The 17,026-nt window shown below is 38.4% G+C and carries 20 protein-coding genes and 1 other RNA gene; 12 read left to right on the top strand and 9 right to left on the bottom strand.

Features of this window, described 5'->3' with window-relative positions; genetic code table 11:
- The first annotated feature begins 4 nt into the window (after positions 1-4).
- Together ACS604_RS14135 and ACS604_RS14130 are read left to right on the top strand one after the other, a co-directional pair.
- Entirely contained in the window at positions 5-118 is a 114-nt protein-coding gene (locus ACS604_RS14135) for a hypothetical protein (RefSeq protein WP_004793930.1), read from the top strand.
- A 92-nt stretch (positions 119-210) separates the two neighbouring features.
- On the top strand, positions 211-531 hold the full coding sequence (locus ACS604_RS14130) for a hypothetical protein (protein WP_151963432.1): 321 nt from the start codon (positions 211-213) through the stop codon (positions 529-531).
- Between the two features lie 132 nt (positions 532-663).
- On the opposite strand, the gene ssrS is transcribed toward ACS604_RS14130, so the two are convergent.
- The 3 genes from ssrS to ACS604_RS14115 form a co-directional block, all read right to left on the bottom strand.
- Positions 664-847: non-coding RNA, 6S RNA (gene ssrS, locus ACS604_RS14125), on the bottom strand.
- Positions 848-1,036: 189 nt separating this feature from the next.
- Positions 1,037-1,321 carry a cell division protein ZapA gene (locus ACS604_RS14120; RefSeq protein ID WP_003652859.1) on the bottom strand — a complete coding sequence of 95 codons (285 nt, stop codon included), beginning with the start codon at positions 1,319-1,321 and terminating at the stop codon, positions 1,037-1,039.
- Positions 1,318-1,878 carry a hypothetical protein gene (locus ACS604_RS14115; protein ID WP_003652857.1) on the bottom strand — a complete coding sequence of 187 codons (561 nt, stop codon included), beginning with the start codon at positions 1,876-1,878 and terminating at the stop codon, positions 1,318-1,320. Before ACS604_RS14115 ends, ACS604_RS14120 begins: the two co-directional genes overlap by 4 nt.
- Positions 1,879-1,942: 64 nt before the next feature.
- Here ACS604_RS14115 and ACS604_RS14110 point away from each other — a divergent pair, with 64 nt between their 5' ends.
- The 5 genes from ACS604_RS14110 (at position 1,943) to ACS604_RS14090 (ending at position 6,887) form a co-directional block, all read left to right on the top strand.
- Positions 1,943-2,572, top strand: a complete 630-nt coding sequence (locus ACS604_RS14110) for a UPF0149 family protein (protein ID WP_151963481.1) — start codon at positions 1,943-1,945, stop codon at positions 2,570-2,572.
- Positions 2,573-2,639: 67 nt separating this feature from the next.
- Entirely contained in the window at positions 2,640-3,959 is a 1,320-nt protein-coding gene (pepP, locus tag ACS604_RS14105) for a Xaa-Pro aminopeptidase (RefSeq protein ID WP_474772024.1), read from the top strand.
- A gap of 31 nt (positions 3,960-3,990) precedes the next feature.
- Positions 3,991-5,199 carry a 2-octaprenyl-6-methoxyphenyl hydroxylase gene (ubiH, locus tag ACS604_RS14100; RefSeq protein ID WP_004793923.1) on the top strand — a complete coding sequence of 403 codons (1,209 nt, stop codon included), beginning with the start codon at positions 3,991-3,993 and terminating at the stop codon, positions 5,197-5,199.
- Complete coding sequence (locus ACS604_RS14095) at positions 5,196-6,428, top strand: FAD-dependent monooxygenase (RefSeq protein ID WP_474772023.1); 1,233 nt, start codon at positions 5,196-5,198, stop codon at positions 6,426-6,428. Before ubiH ends, ACS604_RS14095 begins: the two co-directional genes overlap by 4 nt.
- A gap of 207 nt (positions 6,429-6,635) precedes the next feature.
- A complete protein-coding gene (locus ACS604_RS14090; RefSeq protein ID WP_005303414.1) occupies positions 6,636-6,887 on the top strand; it encodes a hypothetical protein in 252 nt (83 codons plus the stop codon).
- A gap of 60 nt (positions 6,888-6,947) precedes the next feature.
- Here the strand turns inward: ACS604_RS14090 and ACS604_RS14085 are convergent, their stop codons facing one another.
- A complete protein-coding gene (locus tag ACS604_RS14085; RefSeq protein ID WP_004793916.1) occupies positions 6,948-7,349 on the bottom strand; it encodes a MerR family transcriptional regulator in 402 nt (133 codons plus the stop codon).
- 65 nt (positions 7,350-7,414) lie between these two features.
- On the opposite strand from ACS604_RS14085, the gene ACS604_RS14080 reads away from it, so the two are divergent.
- Positions 7,415-8,056 (top strand): cation efflux transmembrane domain-containing protein, encoded by a 642-nt coding sequence (locus tag ACS604_RS14080; RefSeq protein WP_151767178.1) that lies wholly within the window; start codon positions 7,415-7,417, stop codon positions 8,054-8,056.
- A gap of 56 nt (positions 8,057-8,112) precedes the next feature.
- Here ACS604_RS14080 and ACS604_RS14075 read toward each other — a convergent pair whose 3' ends face one another.
- A complete protein-coding gene (locus ACS604_RS14075) occupies positions 8,113-8,715 on the bottom strand; it encodes a LysE/ArgO family amino acid transporter (RefSeq protein ID WP_474772020.1) in 603 nt (200 codons plus the stop codon).
- 105 nt (positions 8,716-8,820) lie between these two features.
- On the opposite strand from ACS604_RS14075, the gene ACS604_RS14070 reads away from it, so the two are divergent.
- Positions 8,821-9,711: an HTH-type transcriptional regulator ArgP gene (locus ACS604_RS14070; protein ID WP_312821412.1), complete on the top strand. Its 891-nt coding sequence runs from the start codon at positions 8,821-8,823 to the stop codon at positions 9,709-9,711.
- 130 nt (positions 9,712-9,841) lie between these two features.
- Here the strand turns inward: ACS604_RS14070 and rsmI are convergent, their stop codons facing one another.
- Positions 9,842-10,678 (bottom strand): 16S rRNA (cytidine(1402)-2'-O)-methyltransferase, encoded by an 837-nt coding sequence (gene rsmI, locus ACS604_RS14065; RefSeq protein WP_174727899.1) that lies wholly within the window; start codon positions 10,676-10,678, stop codon positions 9,842-9,844.
- Positions 10,679-10,887: 209 nt separating this feature from the next.
- On the opposite strand from rsmI, the gene ACS604_RS14060 reads away from it, so the two are divergent.
- From ACS604_RS14060 to ACS604_RS14050, 3 genes are all read left to right on the top strand, one after another.
- Positions 10,888-11,289: a YraN family protein gene (locus ACS604_RS14060; RefSeq protein WP_312821410.1), complete on the top strand. Its 402-nt coding sequence runs from the start codon at positions 10,888-10,890 to the stop codon at positions 11,287-11,289.
- A gap of 77 nt (positions 11,290-11,366) precedes the next feature.
- Complete coding sequence (locus ACS604_RS14055; RefSeq protein WP_004793906.1) at positions 11,367-12,074, top strand: BON domain-containing protein; 708 nt, start codon at positions 11,367-11,369, stop codon at positions 12,072-12,074.
- Positions 12,075-12,077: 3 nt separating this feature from the next.
- Positions 12,078-12,941, top strand: a complete 864-nt coding sequence (locus ACS604_RS14050; protein ID WP_174727893.1) for an alpha/beta hydrolase — start codon at positions 12,078-12,080, stop codon at positions 12,939-12,941.
- A gap of 28 nt (positions 12,942-12,969) precedes the next feature.
- Here the strand turns inward: ACS604_RS14050 and nudC are convergent, their stop codons facing one another.
- From nudC to dnaQ, 3 genes are all read right to left on the bottom strand, one after another.
- Positions 12,970-13,713, bottom strand: coding sequence for an NAD(+) diphosphatase (gene nudC / locus ACS604_RS14045; RefSeq protein ID WP_004793904.1), 744 nt, complete (start codon positions 13,711-13,713; stop codon positions 12,970-12,972).
- Positions 13,713-15,356, bottom strand: a complete 1,644-nt coding sequence (locus ACS604_RS14040) for a chemotaxis protein (RefSeq protein ID WP_474772019.1) — start codon at positions 15,354-15,356, stop codon at positions 13,713-13,715. Before ACS604_RS14040 ends, nudC begins: the two co-directional genes overlap by 1 nt.
- Positions 15,357-15,486: 130 nt before the next feature.
- The gene (gene dnaQ, locus ACS604_RS14035) at positions 15,487-16,863 is read right to left on the bottom strand and encodes a DNA polymerase III subunit epsilon (protein ID WP_474772018.1); all 1,377 of its coding nucleotides are present in this window, start codon (positions 16,861-16,863) and stop codon (positions 15,487-15,489) included.
- Between the last annotated feature and the right edge of the window lie 163 nt (positions 16,864-17,026).

The raw sequence follows: 17,026 nt of genomic DNA, 5'->3' as shown, positions 1-17,026 counted from the left end.
AGATATGGAAATCTTGAAATTCTTACAGAGTTTTAATACCGTCGGTACATACTTAACGATTGCTTCAACTGTTTTAGCTGGGCTTATTATTTATTTTTACGTGATTAATCCAGCGTAATCTTTTAAAAAGAAATAGTAAGAAATCTTCTATTTCTTTTTTTATAATTAAATTTTGTTATAAATTTCAAACTATAAAAATAAGGTAGGATCATGAAGTATAAATTATTTTTTCTTAGTTTTTTAGCTTTAGGATGTCATGCCGACGACAATGTAAGTGATCCTGATATTTGTAATGTGGTAAAAAAAGTGGCTCATACTGTCATGGAAGCACGTCAACAAAAAGTTCCATCTCAAGACTTGCAACAGATAGCGAATGGTCTTGAAGACCCAAAAGCCAAACAACTTTACCAAGATTTAATTAACTCGGCTTACTCTGCCAAAGTATTTAGAACCAGTTTCTTTAAAAGAAAGGCAATAGAAGACTTTCAAACAGGCTGGTATGAAGAGTGTCTGAGTAGAAATAAGAAATAATATTAGAGAAGGCGGAGTAGATTAATCAGTTAAGCTGCAATTTAATGTTTAAAAAGAAAATTTTAGACTGAAAGGTCTGTATGCAAAGCTAAATTAAAATAAATATTTTGAATTTCTCTTAAAGTTAAAACTAAATGCTCCGAAGATGCCGCTGCATGTGTCGTTACCCTGAACCCGATGAGTTCAAGGTGGACGCGACGTATACTTGCTGGGTTTCCTACACGAGGGTAGGCATACACTCTAAATATACAGAACACATCCATAAGTTTAAGTATCGGCAGGGGAATAGACCCGCTGGCGAACATCCCAGAGACAGTTTAAGTATAACCGATCTGACCATGTTGGCAATCACCTAAACCTCTGGAACTGTAAACTTAGTTTGCGTTTGATGAAGCTTTGTACATTCACAAGCATAAAGTAATTTGAATTACACTTAATAGTGCCAATAAAAAACGCCTTGCATCTATTATTCATAGAGCAAGGCATTTTTGTATGGATAATTTATTTAAACAATTTGTTCAACATCATCCAATATCGTTTGCAGTAAACGTTCACAGTGAGTGTATTCTTGCAAAGACTTATTAAGGCTCAGTACTTCTTGAGTCAGTTGTAAAGCAACCATAATGACCAATTTGTTGTGTTCAACACGTGGAGCACTACGACGCATCTCATTAAATTTCTCATTGAGAAGTTCTGCTGCACGTTCAAGTTCATCTTTTTTGTCTAAAGTAGTCGCGAGTCTAAAGGTCTGCTCAATCAGCCTAAGCTCTACCATGACTTGTTCACTCATGATTGGGTCTCCTCACCAGTTTCAGCATTAGGATGGGCAAGCTGCTGAATTTCTTGAGCATGCTGATCTTGGGCAGTGCCTAAAATTCCTAAACGTTGAATAATGGCTTCAACTTTTGATTTAGCAAGCTCATTTTTTTGTAACAAACGATCACGATCTTGTTGTAAATCATGAAGTTCTTGTTGAGTTTGACGCTGGTGGGCTTGTAACTTTTCTTTTGCAACACGTAATTCATTACGTTCGGCAAGAATTTCTTGAAAACGATTTTTTAAATCAGTCGTACTTTTTTCTAATCGGCTATAACGTTCCGCAAGTGTGTTAGCATCCTGATTCAACTGTTGAAATTGACCTTTTAACTGAGATAGTTGCTCAGTTACCGACTCAATTTCCTCTTGTTTTTTAGTGATAATACTATTTTTTTGCACAACTTGTGCGTGATGCTCTGTTTCAGCCAGTTCTTTAGCTTCTGAGAGTGCCGCATGTTCACTCTCTAAATGATGTAAGCGTGTTTTTAATACGCTAATATGCGCTTGTAGCCGCTGTAATTGTTCTAACATAACGAGGTCGCACAGAATTGCAATCAAAGGTAATATATACAAAGTATAGAGATTGGATAAACGAATGCAAGACGATATTTCAGGCTGGACAGATTGGAACGCTCATTTTGAAGGAATTGAAGAAATTTCAAGCCCTAGTGAGTTACATGGTCTATTAACAGGTATTGTTTGTGTGACAGAAGCGCCAACGCGTGAACAATGGTCACAAATTTTAACAACCCTTAATGTGCCAGAGTTAAGTGAAGATGCTTTAACGCTTTTAACTGATGAAGCAGAAGATGTCGTTCACGCTATATCTGATGATGAATTAGATTATTTACCAATGCTTCCTGATGATGAGCACCCACTTCAAGAGCGTGTACAAGCATTGTCAGATTGGTGTGCAGGGGTTGTATTAGGTTTCGGTTTAGCATCAGGTCATATTCGTCAAGATGAACTTGAGTTGATTGAGAACCTTCAAGATATTGCAGCAGTCGAATTTGAAGACTCTGACAATGATGAAGAAGGTGAAAGCAGCTACGAAGAGTTATATGAATTTGTACGCTTAATTCCTGTAAGTTTGTCTATTGGCAGAAAAAAAATTACTGTAGCTGAAAGTTCTTTATTGAAAAAAATTCATGCAAAAAGTAAATCTGCTGCTGTAGACACAGAACAAAATATTGTAGAAATGTTTACTCCACATCGTCCAAGTTAATTGAGGCGATGTGTTATTGGTTGTATTTTATTTTTTGACTTTAAAATTCTAAATCAAGTAGATCATTATGAAATTGCCTCAAGCTGATTTTCGACATCGTAGAGACCGTCTGGCAGAAAAAATGGGTCCAAACAGCATTGCAATTATTGCAACGCGTGAGGAAATGTACCGTAATCGTGATGCGGATTATAAATTCCGTGCCGATAGTAGTTTTTTCTATTTGACGGGCTTTGCTGAGCCTGAGGCAGTTGCTGTCATTGAAACCTTCGACGATGAAGAATATAGCTATAGTCTTTTTTGCCGTGAACGTAATCGCGAGATGGAAATCTGGAATGGTTTCCGTGCTGGAGTTGATGGTGCAGTTGAAGACTACGATGCTGATGAAGCATATGTAATTGATTTTCTTGATGAAGAAATTATTGAAAAATTATTAAATAAAGAGCGTCTTTATTATCGGATTGGGCACAATGCTGAGTTTGATGCGCGGGTAAGTCAGTGGATTAAAAAAGCAGATGCCGAGCACCGACATCAAGGTGCTCCAGCTCAACTGATTCAGCTCGACCGTATTGTTGATGAAATGCGTTTAGTTAAGTCACCACAAGAACTTGAGTTGATGCAAATTGCTGCAAATATTAGTGCTGAGGCGCATACGCGTGCGATGCAAGCGGTACACCCAGAAATGATGGAATATGCTCTGGAAGCTGAACTCAATTATATTTTTGGGAAAAATGGCTGTGTTCCGTCTTATAACAGTATTGTAGGCGGTGGAGCTAATGCTTGTGTTTTACATTATGTTGAAAATAACAAGCCACTCAAAGATGGTGATTTAGTCTTAATTGATGCCGCATGTGAATATGAATTCTATGCTTCGGATATTACCCGTACTTTTCCGGTCAATGGTAAATTTAGTGCTGAGCAAAAAGCATTATATGAAGTTGTATTGACTGCCCAATATGCAGCGATTGACGCAGTTCGTATTGGTAATTCATACCGTGAACCTCATGAAATAGCAGTTAAAATTTTAACTGAAGGTCTAGTTAATTTAGGTTTGCTCAAAGGTGATGTTAACGAACTCATCGAAACTGAAGCATATCGTCAGTTTTATATGCATGGCACAGGTCATTGGCTAGGCATGGATGTACACGATGTCGGGTCTTACAAAAAAGGTGAAGATTGGCGTCAATATGAAGAGGGTATGGTCATTACAGTTGAACCTGGTTTATACATCGCACCAGATGATGAAACTGTAGATGAAAAATGGCGTGGTATTGGTATTCGTATTGAAGATGATGTGGTCGCAACCTCGAAAGGACCACGAGTTTTAACTGCTAATGTGGTTAAAGATATTGCAGATATTGAACATTTAATGGCGCAAGCTAAAGCATAATTAAACGTATTCGCCAAAGGAGCAAAACTCGATGCAACAACAAGTGATTATTGTAGGTGGGGGAATGGTGGGTTTGAGCCTTTCACTCATGCTCGCGAAGGCTAATATTGCGGTAAAGCTATTAGAAGCTGTGAAATACCCAAACTATGATGATCAAAATGTTGCTCCTTACCATTCGAGTTTTGATGCGCGTAATACGGCTTTATCGCGTCGTAGTGTACAGATTTATCAGAAGCTAGGGTTATGGGATGCATTACAGCAACATGCGACCCCAATTTTGCAAGTCCACATTACTGAGCAAGGCAGTTTTGGTAAAGCACGTTTAATTGCGGAGCAAGAAAAAGTCGAAAGCTTTGGTCAGGTAATTGAAAATGCTTGGCTTGGTCGTGTGTTGTTAACTCAAGTGCGTCAGCAACCTTTGATTGAACTCATTGATGGTGTACAAGTTACCGCTTTAACTCAAGATGCCGAGCAAGTACATATTGAAGCTTTGCGTGGTGAGGAAACCTTAAAACTTGAATCAAAACTATTAATTGCGGCTGATGGACGCGATTCTTTTTGTCGTCAGGCAATTGGTGTGGGTGTTGATGTTCACGACTATGATCAGGTTGCAATTGTGACTACGGTTCAGACATCAAAACCGCATGAGCAGGTAGGTTTTGAACGGTTTAGCGCATTAGGTCCTTTAGCCTTATTACCTTTACCGGGTGAGTACCGCCGTTCAGTAGTATGGCCTGTGAAAAAAGGCACTGAAAATGAATGGTTGGGTGATGAAAATGACCAGCACTTTTTAAGTGCTTTACAGCAAACCTATGGTGACCGAGCAGGTAAATTTGAAAAAACGGGTAAACGTTTTAGTTATCCACTTTCACAAGTGCTTGCACATAAACAAGCTGTTGGTCGCGTTATTCTAATGGGTAACGCAGCGCATACAATTCATCCAGTTGCAGGACAGGGCTTTAATTTATGTCTACGTGATGCCGATGTTTTAGTGCGTTATTTAGTGAACCAATTAACTACTTCTGATGATTTAGGTAACCCTGATAACTTACTTGCCTATGAGCAAGCTCGTTTATCAGATCAGCAGCGCGTGATTAAGTTCTGTGACACTGTAGTTCGTGGTTTTAGTAACCAAAATCCATTATTAAAATTAATTCGTAATACAGGATTAATTGCGTTTGATGTCATTCCGGGTGTAAAACCATTAGTGGCTAACTATGCAATGGGGTTAAAAGCATGAGTGAAGTGTTGGATGTCGTCATTGTTGGTGGTGGATTGGTTGGTGGTTTAACTGCTTTATTACTTGCGCAAGGCGGGGTACAACCCACAGTGCTTGATGCGGCTCCTGTACTTGATGTTGAGAAAACATTAAGCGTGATGAATCCACGTGTTTTAGCACTTAGCCAAGCGACCATTCATTTGCTTAAAACGGTAAATGTTTGGGATGATCTTGCACGTCAAATGCCTTATACAGGCATGCAGGTCTGGAATATTAATGGCTATGGTGAAATTAATTTTGGTCAAGACTCTGCACGTCAGCCTTTAGCTGAGCAAGCCTTGGGTTCAATGGTGGAACCAAGTGTACTGAACGTTGCTATTCAGCAAAAAATGTTGCAGCAGCTTACAGATTACCGTACTCAAGTTCGTGTTACGCGTATTGAGCAGGGTGTTGGATGTTGGCATATTCAATTAGCAGACGGTACTACGCTTAAAACTAAACTACTTATTGGTGCAGATGGTGCAAATTCATTTGTACGTGAACAGGCTTTTATTGACCTTGATGTACTAGATTACAAACAAGCAGCTATTAGCTGTGCAATTAGAACAGCAAAGCCCCATCATTATGTTGCCCGCCAAATTTTCTTACCTACGGGACCATTGGCATATTTACCAATGGCAAGTCTTGAAGAAACTGAAAATGGATACTGGCAATCAATTGTCTGGACACTACCAGATGATTACGCCGATGAATATTCGGCTTTAAACGATACCGCCTTTATGCAGCTTTTAACTCAAGAAAGCCAACACATGTTGGGTGAGGTGTTAGAGGTTCGTTCAAGAGCCCAATTTCCGCTCAAAGCTCGTGCAGCAAAACAATATGTTAAAGCAGGCTTAGCTTTGATTGGTGATGCAGCACATGTGATTCATCCACTTGCTGGACAAGGGGTAAATATTGGCTGTCTTGATGCGGCAGTACTGTGTGATGTGTTGCTTCGCGATTTAAACCGTGGTGTATGGGCACATGAGCAAACTTTATTGCGCTATGAACATCGCCGTAAAGGTCAGAATGATGCAATGATGCATAGCATGTCGGCAATTGGGTGGCTTGAAAGCAGTGAGCTATTTCCAGTCGTGTGGGCTCGCAATATGGGGCTTAAGCAAGTTGAGCTGACTCCGGTTTTAAAAGACCGATTTATGCAACAAGCAAATGGTTTAGGGGCTTTACAAAGTACCCGCTATAGGCATTAAAATATTTACTGGGTCTATACTCTACTGAATGAATTAAATACCAGTAGATATTTTTTGAACAATCATTTATATATCATTACCAATTTGGTTAAAAAAGATACGGAATTGACCAAATTGGCTCTTTGCTAAATGCAAAGAGATTGCTAAATTTCTGAGGTCTTGGAACCATAGCGATGATGCAATAAAAATCATTGTGGGGAGTGTGAAATGTCAGATATCAATGATTATGAAGATGCAGAAGATTCTGCTGTAGATGAAGATGAAGCGAAAGCAGCCGAAAGCGGTGCAGCTGATGAAGAAGCAGGCAGTTTGAGTGATACTGACCTTGCCGAGGCAGAAACGCTGACTGTAACTGCTAAACAGAAACAGCGCCAAGCGTTGGAAGATGAAGTTGCCGCATTTTTAGCTCGAGGTGGTAGAATTACCGAAGTTCCTCCTGATGAACATAGCGACCATTAATCTTAAAAAAGCATCACATGAGTGGTGCTTTTTTATTTGTATGAACTTATCAAAATAGGTTTAAGGCGAGCTTTGCAGTTCTTTTAAAATTCCACACTCATCCACTGTTCGATTGGTAGAGCAGTGCTGTTTTAAATCAATTAAAGATTCTTTTAAAAGTAATAATCGTTCAATTTTTTCTGATACTTCATTTAAGTATTTATCTACTAAATTATCAATTTTCGTACATGCCTGTTTAGGCTCAGCTTTCATTTCTTTTAATGTTTTAATATCACTGAGTGAAATATCTAATTCGCGGCAATGCTTAATAAACAATAGGTCGTTGAGAGTCTGCTCGGTATAAACACGATAATTATTTTCTGAACGTTGGATACGATCAAGTACACCTACTTTTTCGTAATAACGGATCGTATCAATTGGAACATCCGCTTTTTTTGATAATTGACCAATAGAAAGACTCATAAGGCTTGACTCTGGAGCTACTCAAGGGTTTTTAATTACTATAAAAGAGTTCTTGAGGAAATAAAATGGCTGGATGTGGGTGTGCTTCAACATGTTCTCCTTCAAAGAAAGTGAGTCCACGTTTTAGAAAAGCGTTATGGATCGCACTCGTGATCAATGCGTTGATGTTTGTAGTAGAAATATTGGGCGGTTATAAGGCTCAATCTGTTTCGCTATGGGCCGATGCATTAGATTTTGCCGGAGATGCAGCAAATTATGCATTATCTTTAGTTGTGCTTTCGATGAGTTTATATTGGCGCGCAACAGCTGCATTACTTAAAGGAATAACGATGGCCGCTTTCGGTATTTTTGTTATTGCAAAAGTGGTCTGGTCATATTTTTATGGCGTTTCACCCGAACCAATGGTGATGGGGGCAATTGGTGTGATGGCTTTAATTGCTAACGTTTCAGTCGCGCTTATGCTCTATGCGTACCGTGATGGAGATGCCAATATGCGTTCTGTCTGGTTGTGCAGCAGAAATGATTCTATTGCCAATATTGCTGTGATTTTAGCGGCCGTTGGCGTATTTGGAACAGGGAGCGTATTTCCAGATTTATTTGTTGCCTTTGTAATTGCGTACTTGGGTGTGTCTTCTGGTTATGCTGTTATAAAGCAGTCACAACAAGAAAGAAAACAGTCAAAACTCGTGTTGGGTTCTCAAGCATAATTTTGAGTCTATAAAAAGTACCATTCAGACATGGTACTTTTTACTGTGTGAATGCATTAGATGAGTAGTGATATTGCGATACTCCACATAACACAACCAATAATGAAATCTAAGATTTTCCATGCTTTAGGATTGATAAATAATGGTTTTAATAACCTTGCGCCATAACCTAAACTGAAAAAGAAAATCCAAGAGGCAACAATGCTGCCCAAAGCAAAACTAATTTTGTCTTCTAGTTGAGTTGCAACTGAACCAATCAGAACAATGGTATCTAAATAGACATGTGGATTAAGCCAAGTAAAGGCGAGACAGGTCACTAGTGCTTGAGTTAGAGTCTGTTTCTGGCTGCTATCAAGCTCCATACTCTGGGTGGTTTTTAAGGCTGCATAGAATGCTTTCGCACCGTAGGCCAATAAAAACGTTGCCCCTAAATATTTTGCGACCGTAATTAAGATGGGTGATGCTGTCATAATTTCGGCAAAACCTAATACAGCAAACGCGATTAGAATTGAGTCGGAAAGTGCACAGATTAAACATAGCCAAAATACATATTGCTGTTTAAGCCCCTGTTTTAGAACAAAAGCATTTTGTGCTCCAATTGCTACAATAAGCCCGCTACCAATACCGAAACCTTTAAAAAATATACTAAGAGAGAACATAACAATAAGGTGAAAAAATCAGATGTGGGAATTATCTGACTTTTTATTAAGAAATAAGTAAAATTAAGAATATTTAGGTTTGGCTAAAAAAAATTTAGGTTTGATATGTTAGATAGCAAACAGTGTGAAGCCTTTCTTGCAGTCGCAGAAATGGGAAGTTTTGATGCAGCAGGTGAGTATTTATATATTACGCCGTCGGCAGTGTCTTTACGCGTGCAAGCTTTAGAAAAGTATTTAGGCCAAATTTTAATTATCCGTGGGCGCCCATGTGTACTCACACAAGCTGGACAAACGTTATTGCAACATTTACGTCATACGAGATTAATGGAGCAAAACTTATTACAAGGTTTGATGGGCAAATCATCTGAATCGGAGTTTTATAAAATTGCTCTAGCTTCCAATGCAGATTCGCTAGCGACTTGGCTTTTACCGAGCATTCAGCAAACACTTTTTAAAGAAAAAATAGTCTTAGAACTAAAAATTGATGACCAATCGCATACGCATACTTTATTAGAAACAGGGCAAGTCAACGCATGTATTTCGGCAGAAGAGCAAGTCATGCCAGGCTGTTTAGCTCAACCACTTGGGAAAATGCGTTATAAAATGTTGGCTTCTGCTGAATTTGCAGCTGACTGGTTTAAACATGGCGTAAACCGAGAAACTTTAAGAAATGCACCAGCTGTAATTTTCAACCATAAAGATCTTATGCATTCAGAGGTATTACTGAAATATTATGGTTTGTCTTTGCAGAGCTATCCTTATAGTTTTATTCCTGCTACTGATGCGTTTGTGAAAGCAATTCAATTAGGTTTGGGGTATGGCATGGTGCCTGAGCTTCAGGTGCAATCTTTATTAACCAATGGAACTTTAGTAGACGTTATACCTGAAGCTGAACTCGACATCCCATTATATTGGCATCACTGGAAAAGGCAGTCGAAGCAACTTGATGCACTGACTGAAACGATTGTTCAGTCAGCGAAATATATATTGAGATAGCGATTAGGTATTTTAAAAAGCCAGAAAGTTTGTTCTGATTTTGAAGTAATTTTGTCTATAAGATTAATTATGCAAAATTAACAGATGGTGATGACAAATATCCTGTGTCATCACCATACCTAATTAAAAATTAAGATTGTGTTAACTCGAGCGCACGTTGATAAGCGACTTTTTTCTTAATTCCTGTTAAATCGGCAGCAAGTTGAGATGCTGCTTTAACAGATAAGTCTTGAAGTAAACGCTTTAAAAGTTCATCTAGTTTTTCTTGTTCTAGATCTGTTTTTGCAGCTGCACCACCCACAACCACTACAATTTCACCTTTTTCTTGGTTGTGGTCATTTTCAATGAAGCTGACCAAATCTTTTAAGGTCATTTTTTTGATGGTTTCAAAGGTTTTGGTAATTTCACGTGCAAACCCTACAGGACGGTCTTCACCAAATACCTGCGCCATATCTTTAACCGACTCTAAAATACGATGGGGTGCTTCATAGAAAATTAAGGTCTGGGTTTCACTTTTAAGTTTTTCTAATTGAGAAATACGTTGTGACGATCTAGATGGAAGAAAACCTTCAAAGCTAAAACGGTCACTAGGCAAACCTACCGCACTTAAGGCAGCAATAGCAGCACATGCACCTGGCACAGGAACGACTCTAATACCATGTTCTTGAGCAGCACGGACTAATTTAAAGCCTGGATCACTGATGAGCGGTGTACCTGCATCACTAATTAAAGCAACGCTATCGCCAGCAAGTAATTTTTGAACTAACTGCTCAATTTTATTGCTCTCATTGTGGTCATGACATGCAGTAAGTTGAGTCGATATATTATAGTGCTTAAATAATTGTGCTGATTGACGAGTATCTTCGGCAGCAACAATAGAAACTGATTTTAAAATATCAATTGCACGGAAAGTCATGTCATCTAAGTGCCCGATTGGGGTGGCTACAACAAATAACTGAGCACTCATTTGGTTTTACTCCGTACAGATAAACAATTTTAATCGGGTAGTTTACCCGAAATTATGATTTGGGCGTGAACAATGTCTGTTAGCTTAAGCTTTTCAAAAATGATCTGATTTTCATTTGTTCGATTTGGATCTGATATGTCAGATAATTTTAAGAAAATAATTTACGCATAAAAACATCTAGAGATGCTTTTCATTGGGGAGAAATAAAAATGTTATTAGCACAGCAGTTGGGTAAATGGGCAGAACAAACTGCTTTAAGCCTTTTGCAAGCACAAAACTATGTATGGGTCACAAGTAATTACCATTCACGCCGTGGCGAAGTTGATTTAATCGTCAAAAAAGGGCAAGAGTTAGTTTTTGTTGAAGTAAAAGCACGCACTATAGGAAATTATGGACAAGCTTGTGAAATGGTAACGTGGACAAAACAGAAGAAAATTATCAAAACTGCGATGCGTTTTTTACAGCGCTATCCATCTTATCAGGATTTTTATTGTCGTTTTGATGTGATTTGTTTTGATTTTCCACAGAAAATTGCAAAAACAGTACAGCATGACTTTTCAAAATTCCATTATGATCTGCAATGGATCGAAAATGCATTTACTTTGGATTAAGAGTTCATTACTCTTTTGAGCAAATTTAAGTCTGATGCTTTATGATCAAGCCAAGAAATTGATAGGAGTCTGGTGGAGTGTTAAACCGTATTGCTGTAACAATGCTTTGTGTCGCAAGTTTATCAGGTTGCGCAAGTTTTATTTCTGGTGGAACAGGCACAGCTCCAGTAGGCACAGATAGCGGTGTCCGCAGTCTAGGCCAAGTATTCATTGACTCTTCAATTAAACGTACAGCAAATATCAACATTTATAAACTTGATCAACGTTTCAAGCAGTCTCGTATTAATATTGAAAGCTTCCACAGTACAGTTTTATTAACTGGCCAAGTGCCAGATCCGTACTTGAAACAGTTGGCAGAAGACAACCTTAAAGCCATGAGTGATGTGAAAGCTGTACATAACTATATTACGGTGGGTAATAAAGTTAGCTATAACACCATCATGCAAGATGCGGGTGTAACAGCAAATACACGTGCTCTTTTAATGAAGGCACCTGTGGTTTCTGATAGTAAGGTACTTGTACATACCGAAGACGGTGTACTTTATGTAATGGGCCGTTTAAATACAGCTGAAATTAACGATTTAAATAGCGTCTTACAAAACGTTGGTAACGTTACCAAAATTGTCACTTTAATTGATAATGTCGATTTGGCGCCGGCTCCAGCAGCAAGTACTGGTAGCGCAACGACTACACCAATTATTAATAACGTCATTGCTCAACCAACAGTTCAAACACCTGTTGCAATTGATCCTGACCAAACAGATCCTGCTTCGACTGCACAGTAATATATGAATCTGATTGAACAAGTACAAAGCAAAATTGAACAGGCGCGAACTTTCTATAAAGATTTCCGCCTGTATGATTTGGGGAGTTTTGCTTTAAACCGTTTTACGCCAAAAGATGGTTTTGAACAGGTTCCAAATGTTCGTTATGGCCTAAAGCCTCGCCACCGTTTGGATGTTTACCGATCTGTTAAAAAGCTTTCCCACCAGCCTCTTATCGTCTTTGTGCATGGAGGGGCGTGGCAACATGGTAATAAACGAGATTATCTCTTTATTGGTGAGACCTTTGCCAAAGAAGGCTATGACGTTGCTGTTATTAACTATCAGTTAGCACCTAATAATATTTTCCCAAGTTTTGTTGATGACCTGACTCAGGCATTGAATTATTTGCATCAAAACCAAGACAAGCTAGAAATCTCTACAGAAAATATTGTACTTATGGGGCATTCTGCAGGTGCATTTAATGTCATGTCCGCTGTTTATCATCCTGATTCAACTAAAATTGAGTGTCTAGGGAAAATTAAGGCAATAATTGGTTTAGCTGGACCTTATCATTTTGACTATAAGGGTGACCCACTGGCCGAAGATGCTTTTGATCAAGCTATCTCTTATAAAGAAGTTATGCCATATTATTTCGTCAATCAAAATAATATTAAACATTACCTTTTGATGGCTGAAAATGATCAGATTGTGAAAAAGCACAATACTTTAGATATGGATTCAGCACTTAGAGAAAAGGGAAATCACAGCCATATTGCCGTGATTCCTAAAACTGGGCATATTACAATTTTGGCCAGCCTTTCTAGTTTTATTAGTCATTATTTCAGAACGAAAAGAACGATCTTACATTTTCTTGAAGAAGTGTTTTAAACGAGAGTCTCGTTTAAAACACGGCAGATTACCCTGCTTGGGTAATCTGCATAATCATTGAATGAGCAATACTTCCCTTAAATGGAATCTCAGGTAATTGATCAATTTTGAAGAATTGTGCATCTGCAATTTCTTCTTCTTGAAGCTTAATTTCACCCGACTCATATTCTGCCCGAAAAGCTACCATAAGGTTACTTGGGAAAGGCCAAGGCTGACTTGACATATATTGAACATTTTTGAGTCTTAGGCCTACTTCTTCAAAAGCTTCGCGTTGTACCGCTTCTTCAAGCGTTTCACCGACCTCAACAAAACCTGCAATCAAACCATACATGTTGGTTTTGTTGTGGACTGACTTCGCTAGCAAGATTTCATCATCGCCTCGAGTAATGACAGTAATAATGCACGGGTTTACACGAGGGTATTGGTGATAACGACAAGAAGGGCACACCATTGCATATTCGGTTGGATGAACTTCTGTCGGGTGTCCGCAGTGGCTACAAAACTTATGATTGCGTCGCCATTCAAGTAACTGTACAGCTCGGCTTGCTTGTAAGAACTGTTCTTTCGACCAACTTGTAATGAGTTGACGAATGGGAACCAGTTGTAAGCCTTCGGGGATAGTTTCCTCAGCAAGCAAATCACGTGCAATGACCTGCTCATCATGAGTAAAAAGTAAATCACTTGCTAACTTTTCGACTTTGGGTAGTTGAAGGTTTTGGTCAACCAGTAATTGTTGATGATGAAAAATATAAGCAAGTGATAATTCAGACATTAAGCTGCCTTTTCTTGAAGTTGTTGACTACTCGACAATGCTACATTAAACATGGATTGTAGAACAGGTTGTTTATTTTTTAAATTGTCAACCAACATGTCAAGGCCCGCTAATACGTTAAAAATACAGTGAATTTGATCTGTATTAAACGGCTGGTTTTGTTCAAGTTGTTGTTGAACAAATTGAGCAGTTTGAAGTAAAGCATTTTGTTGAATGGTACTTCCTAGAAACTCGGCCGCACCTGCTAGCTCTTTTAGTGAACCTGCAATTGCTTCAATATTCTGTGTTGAATCATTTGCATATAACGTAAGACTCTGACAAATAAAATCAATTAAATTTTTTGTCTCGGTGAGTAAGGCTTGATGTGCTTCATCAAGGCGATCTAAAGAAATATTCGTATTATTCACGTTAAGTTGTAAGCGACTAGACGTATATTGGCGGACCAAAATACCAATTGAGTTCATGGCAGATAAAATACTGTCCATAAGCTGCTGTGCGTAGTTTTCATTACTTAATAGATTGAGCTGACTTAAACTGTTAGCTTGTTGAGAAAGCTCAACTGAGGCTTCATCAAGGTTAAGTAGTTTGAATGTATAAGCGAGCTGTAAAAGACTCGTTTGCAATTGTTGTGCTTTTTCAGTCGACATATTTTGATAGTTATATTCAATGTCATTACGCACTTTGTTCATCTCGCTCAAAATTAATTGGCTAACTGCGTGCATGGTATCGAAGTCAGGACCAAAAAGATGACGGCTTAAAACCAGTAGTTGCATGTCTGTCGGTGTTTCATCGCCTATATGAAGTTGGTTGCGAATATGGTGAGCAACTTCATCTTCTTGAGCAATGACAATACTTAAAATATCTGCAAGTGCAGGCAAATCAGGCTTGAAAGTTTCTGGCGTTGCTAAGAATTGACCAATATAACTTTCAATATTAATGAGTACACGTAACCGTGAATCATTTAAAAGTAGGTTATCAATATGGTCGAAAGCATAATTTACGAGTTGCCAGTATTGTTGGCTTGGCTGGTGTTTTGCCATGCTGACCAAATAGGTACTAATAAGTTTAAAAGCTTGATAATGATGAGTAGCTTCTGTTTTATTTAAAAAATGATGTAGAGATAGCTTATAGAGTTGATGGATAAACTGAGTTTTTTCATTAATGAATACTTCTGGAAGTGGAAGTTCAAGTGAAGCATTTGCAAGTAACGGAGCAATCGCTTGTCCAGAAGATGTTAGTGGTTTATTTAAAGCTAATTCTAAATTATTTAAGGTATTAAGAAGAAACTGAGGGACTTGTAATTCACGCAAGCAGATAAACTCAATATATCGTTTTACCATGGTCGTGCCTTCACTCAGCGCAACGACATCATCGGTATTAATTTGCGTTGGTTTCGCAATAATTTTTTGCATCAGCTCAGTTGAATATTGAGTGATTTTTGCAAGATAGGGGATATCAATTAAACGTAAGACTTGAGTGCATTGCTTAAATTGTTCTAATGCATCATCAATACCAAAAGGGAGCGTTTGTTCTTCAATTAAAGTGCTTACTGCACCTTCAACCAGTTTTATTGAGCGATCAATTTCATGTTTGATGATGAGTAAAGCTGTTGGATCGAAATGAATCGAAGTATGCTCAGACATAAACGTTCCCCTTTGAAAAAAAATCAATTGTTATATTCGTAGTGCTCGGTAATTTGAGCTAAAAATCTATGTGACTAATATAACTTAACTTACAAAGGGGAAAAGCTAAAAACGCTAAAGAATCAAAAATTTATTTTGCAAAAAGGCAAGGTTCTCCATGTTTTTTCTCAAATTCTTTGACCCAAGTCTCATGTGTATTTAACTCTTCTTCAGAAGGGTAAATAACTGGTAGGTCAATTTGAATCCTAGTTTTATTTGTTGTGTTCTGGCTATTTTCACTTTGGGATAAGGCATCTATATCAAAAGAAACCTGTCCACCTGTCATTGCTAGGTAAACGTCTGAAAGAATTTCAGCATCGAGTAATGCGCCGTGGAAAGTACGGTCACGTGCCGGAATTTCATAACGTCTTACAAGGGCATCAAGCGAGTTTTTTTGTCCTGGATGTTTGCTTTTTGCTAAAGCTAATGTATCTGTTACTTCACATACTTCAGAAAGTGCGGGAAGGCCTGCACGTCTAAACTCCATATCAAGGAAGTTCATATCGAAGGTTGCGTTATGGGCAATAATCTCTGCGCCTTTTAGATAATCAAAAAGCGTATCGGCAATTTCTGCATAGAGTGGTTTATCTTTTAAGAAATTATCACTAATACCATGGATATTTTCTGAGTCGCCCACTGGTTTTTGCGGGTTAATATAAATATGAATTGAGCTACCGGTGAGTTTCCGGTTAATCATTTCAATAGCGCCCACTTCAATAATTCGGTCGCCATCTTGGAAATAAAAACCAGTGGTTTCCGTATCGAGAATCAGTTGTCGAGGCCCTTGTAATTGTAATTTGGCTTCGGTAACAACAATTTGAGGATGAATATTATTAACAGGTTGCTTACTTTCTGGCTCGGCAGCTTCCACTTCAATAACTTCTTCATCCACAATAATCATCTCAACTTCTTCGGGCTGTTCAAGATCAATATTATCTTCTTCGGCTACTTCTGCCATATCAAACCCAAAAGGGTCATCAAGCAACCAATCCTCTTCAGGCTTTTTTATATCTTGCAGGGCAGTCACTTGAACTGTTTTTTTTTGCAGTGCAGTTTGATCGGCTCCGATATTTGCAAGCTCATCGGCCATTTCGTTGCCTGCATGTCCAGCATGGCCTTTAATCCAGTTCCACTCAATATTTCTACCTGCACATACAGCATCTAATTTTTGCCAAAGGTCAGGATTTTTTACATCTTTCCAGTTTTTCTTTTTCCAGCCATGAATCCATTCAGTAATGCCTTGCTTCACATAATTTGAATCTGTCCAGATAATTAAATGAGCATCGAGTGGGCAAAATGAAACGCCTTCAATCGCAGCAGTAAGCTCCATGCGGTTATTGGTTGTCTCAGGCTCACCGCCAAATAATTTATGCTCACCCTGCTCGGTAATGACATATGCGCCCCAACCACCTAAACCCGGATTGCCACGACATGCACCATCAACATACAGTGTGATTGTTTGAGACATAAATCGAAACCTAAACTAAAAGAAAAAGAACTGAATATGGTGTATTGTATACGCAAAAAGTTCGGTTCCATCGTTACAAAGTAAGGTTTTTTTAATTTCTTGTAACATTTCCATGCAAATGACATCAAATTATTGCCTTGTCTATCTTGCACGCTTTACTACA

It is taken from the genome of Acinetobacter sp. Li1LvA2 (assembly GCF_056156705.1).
This window is presented reverse-complemented; position numbering and strand designations above follow the sequence as displayed.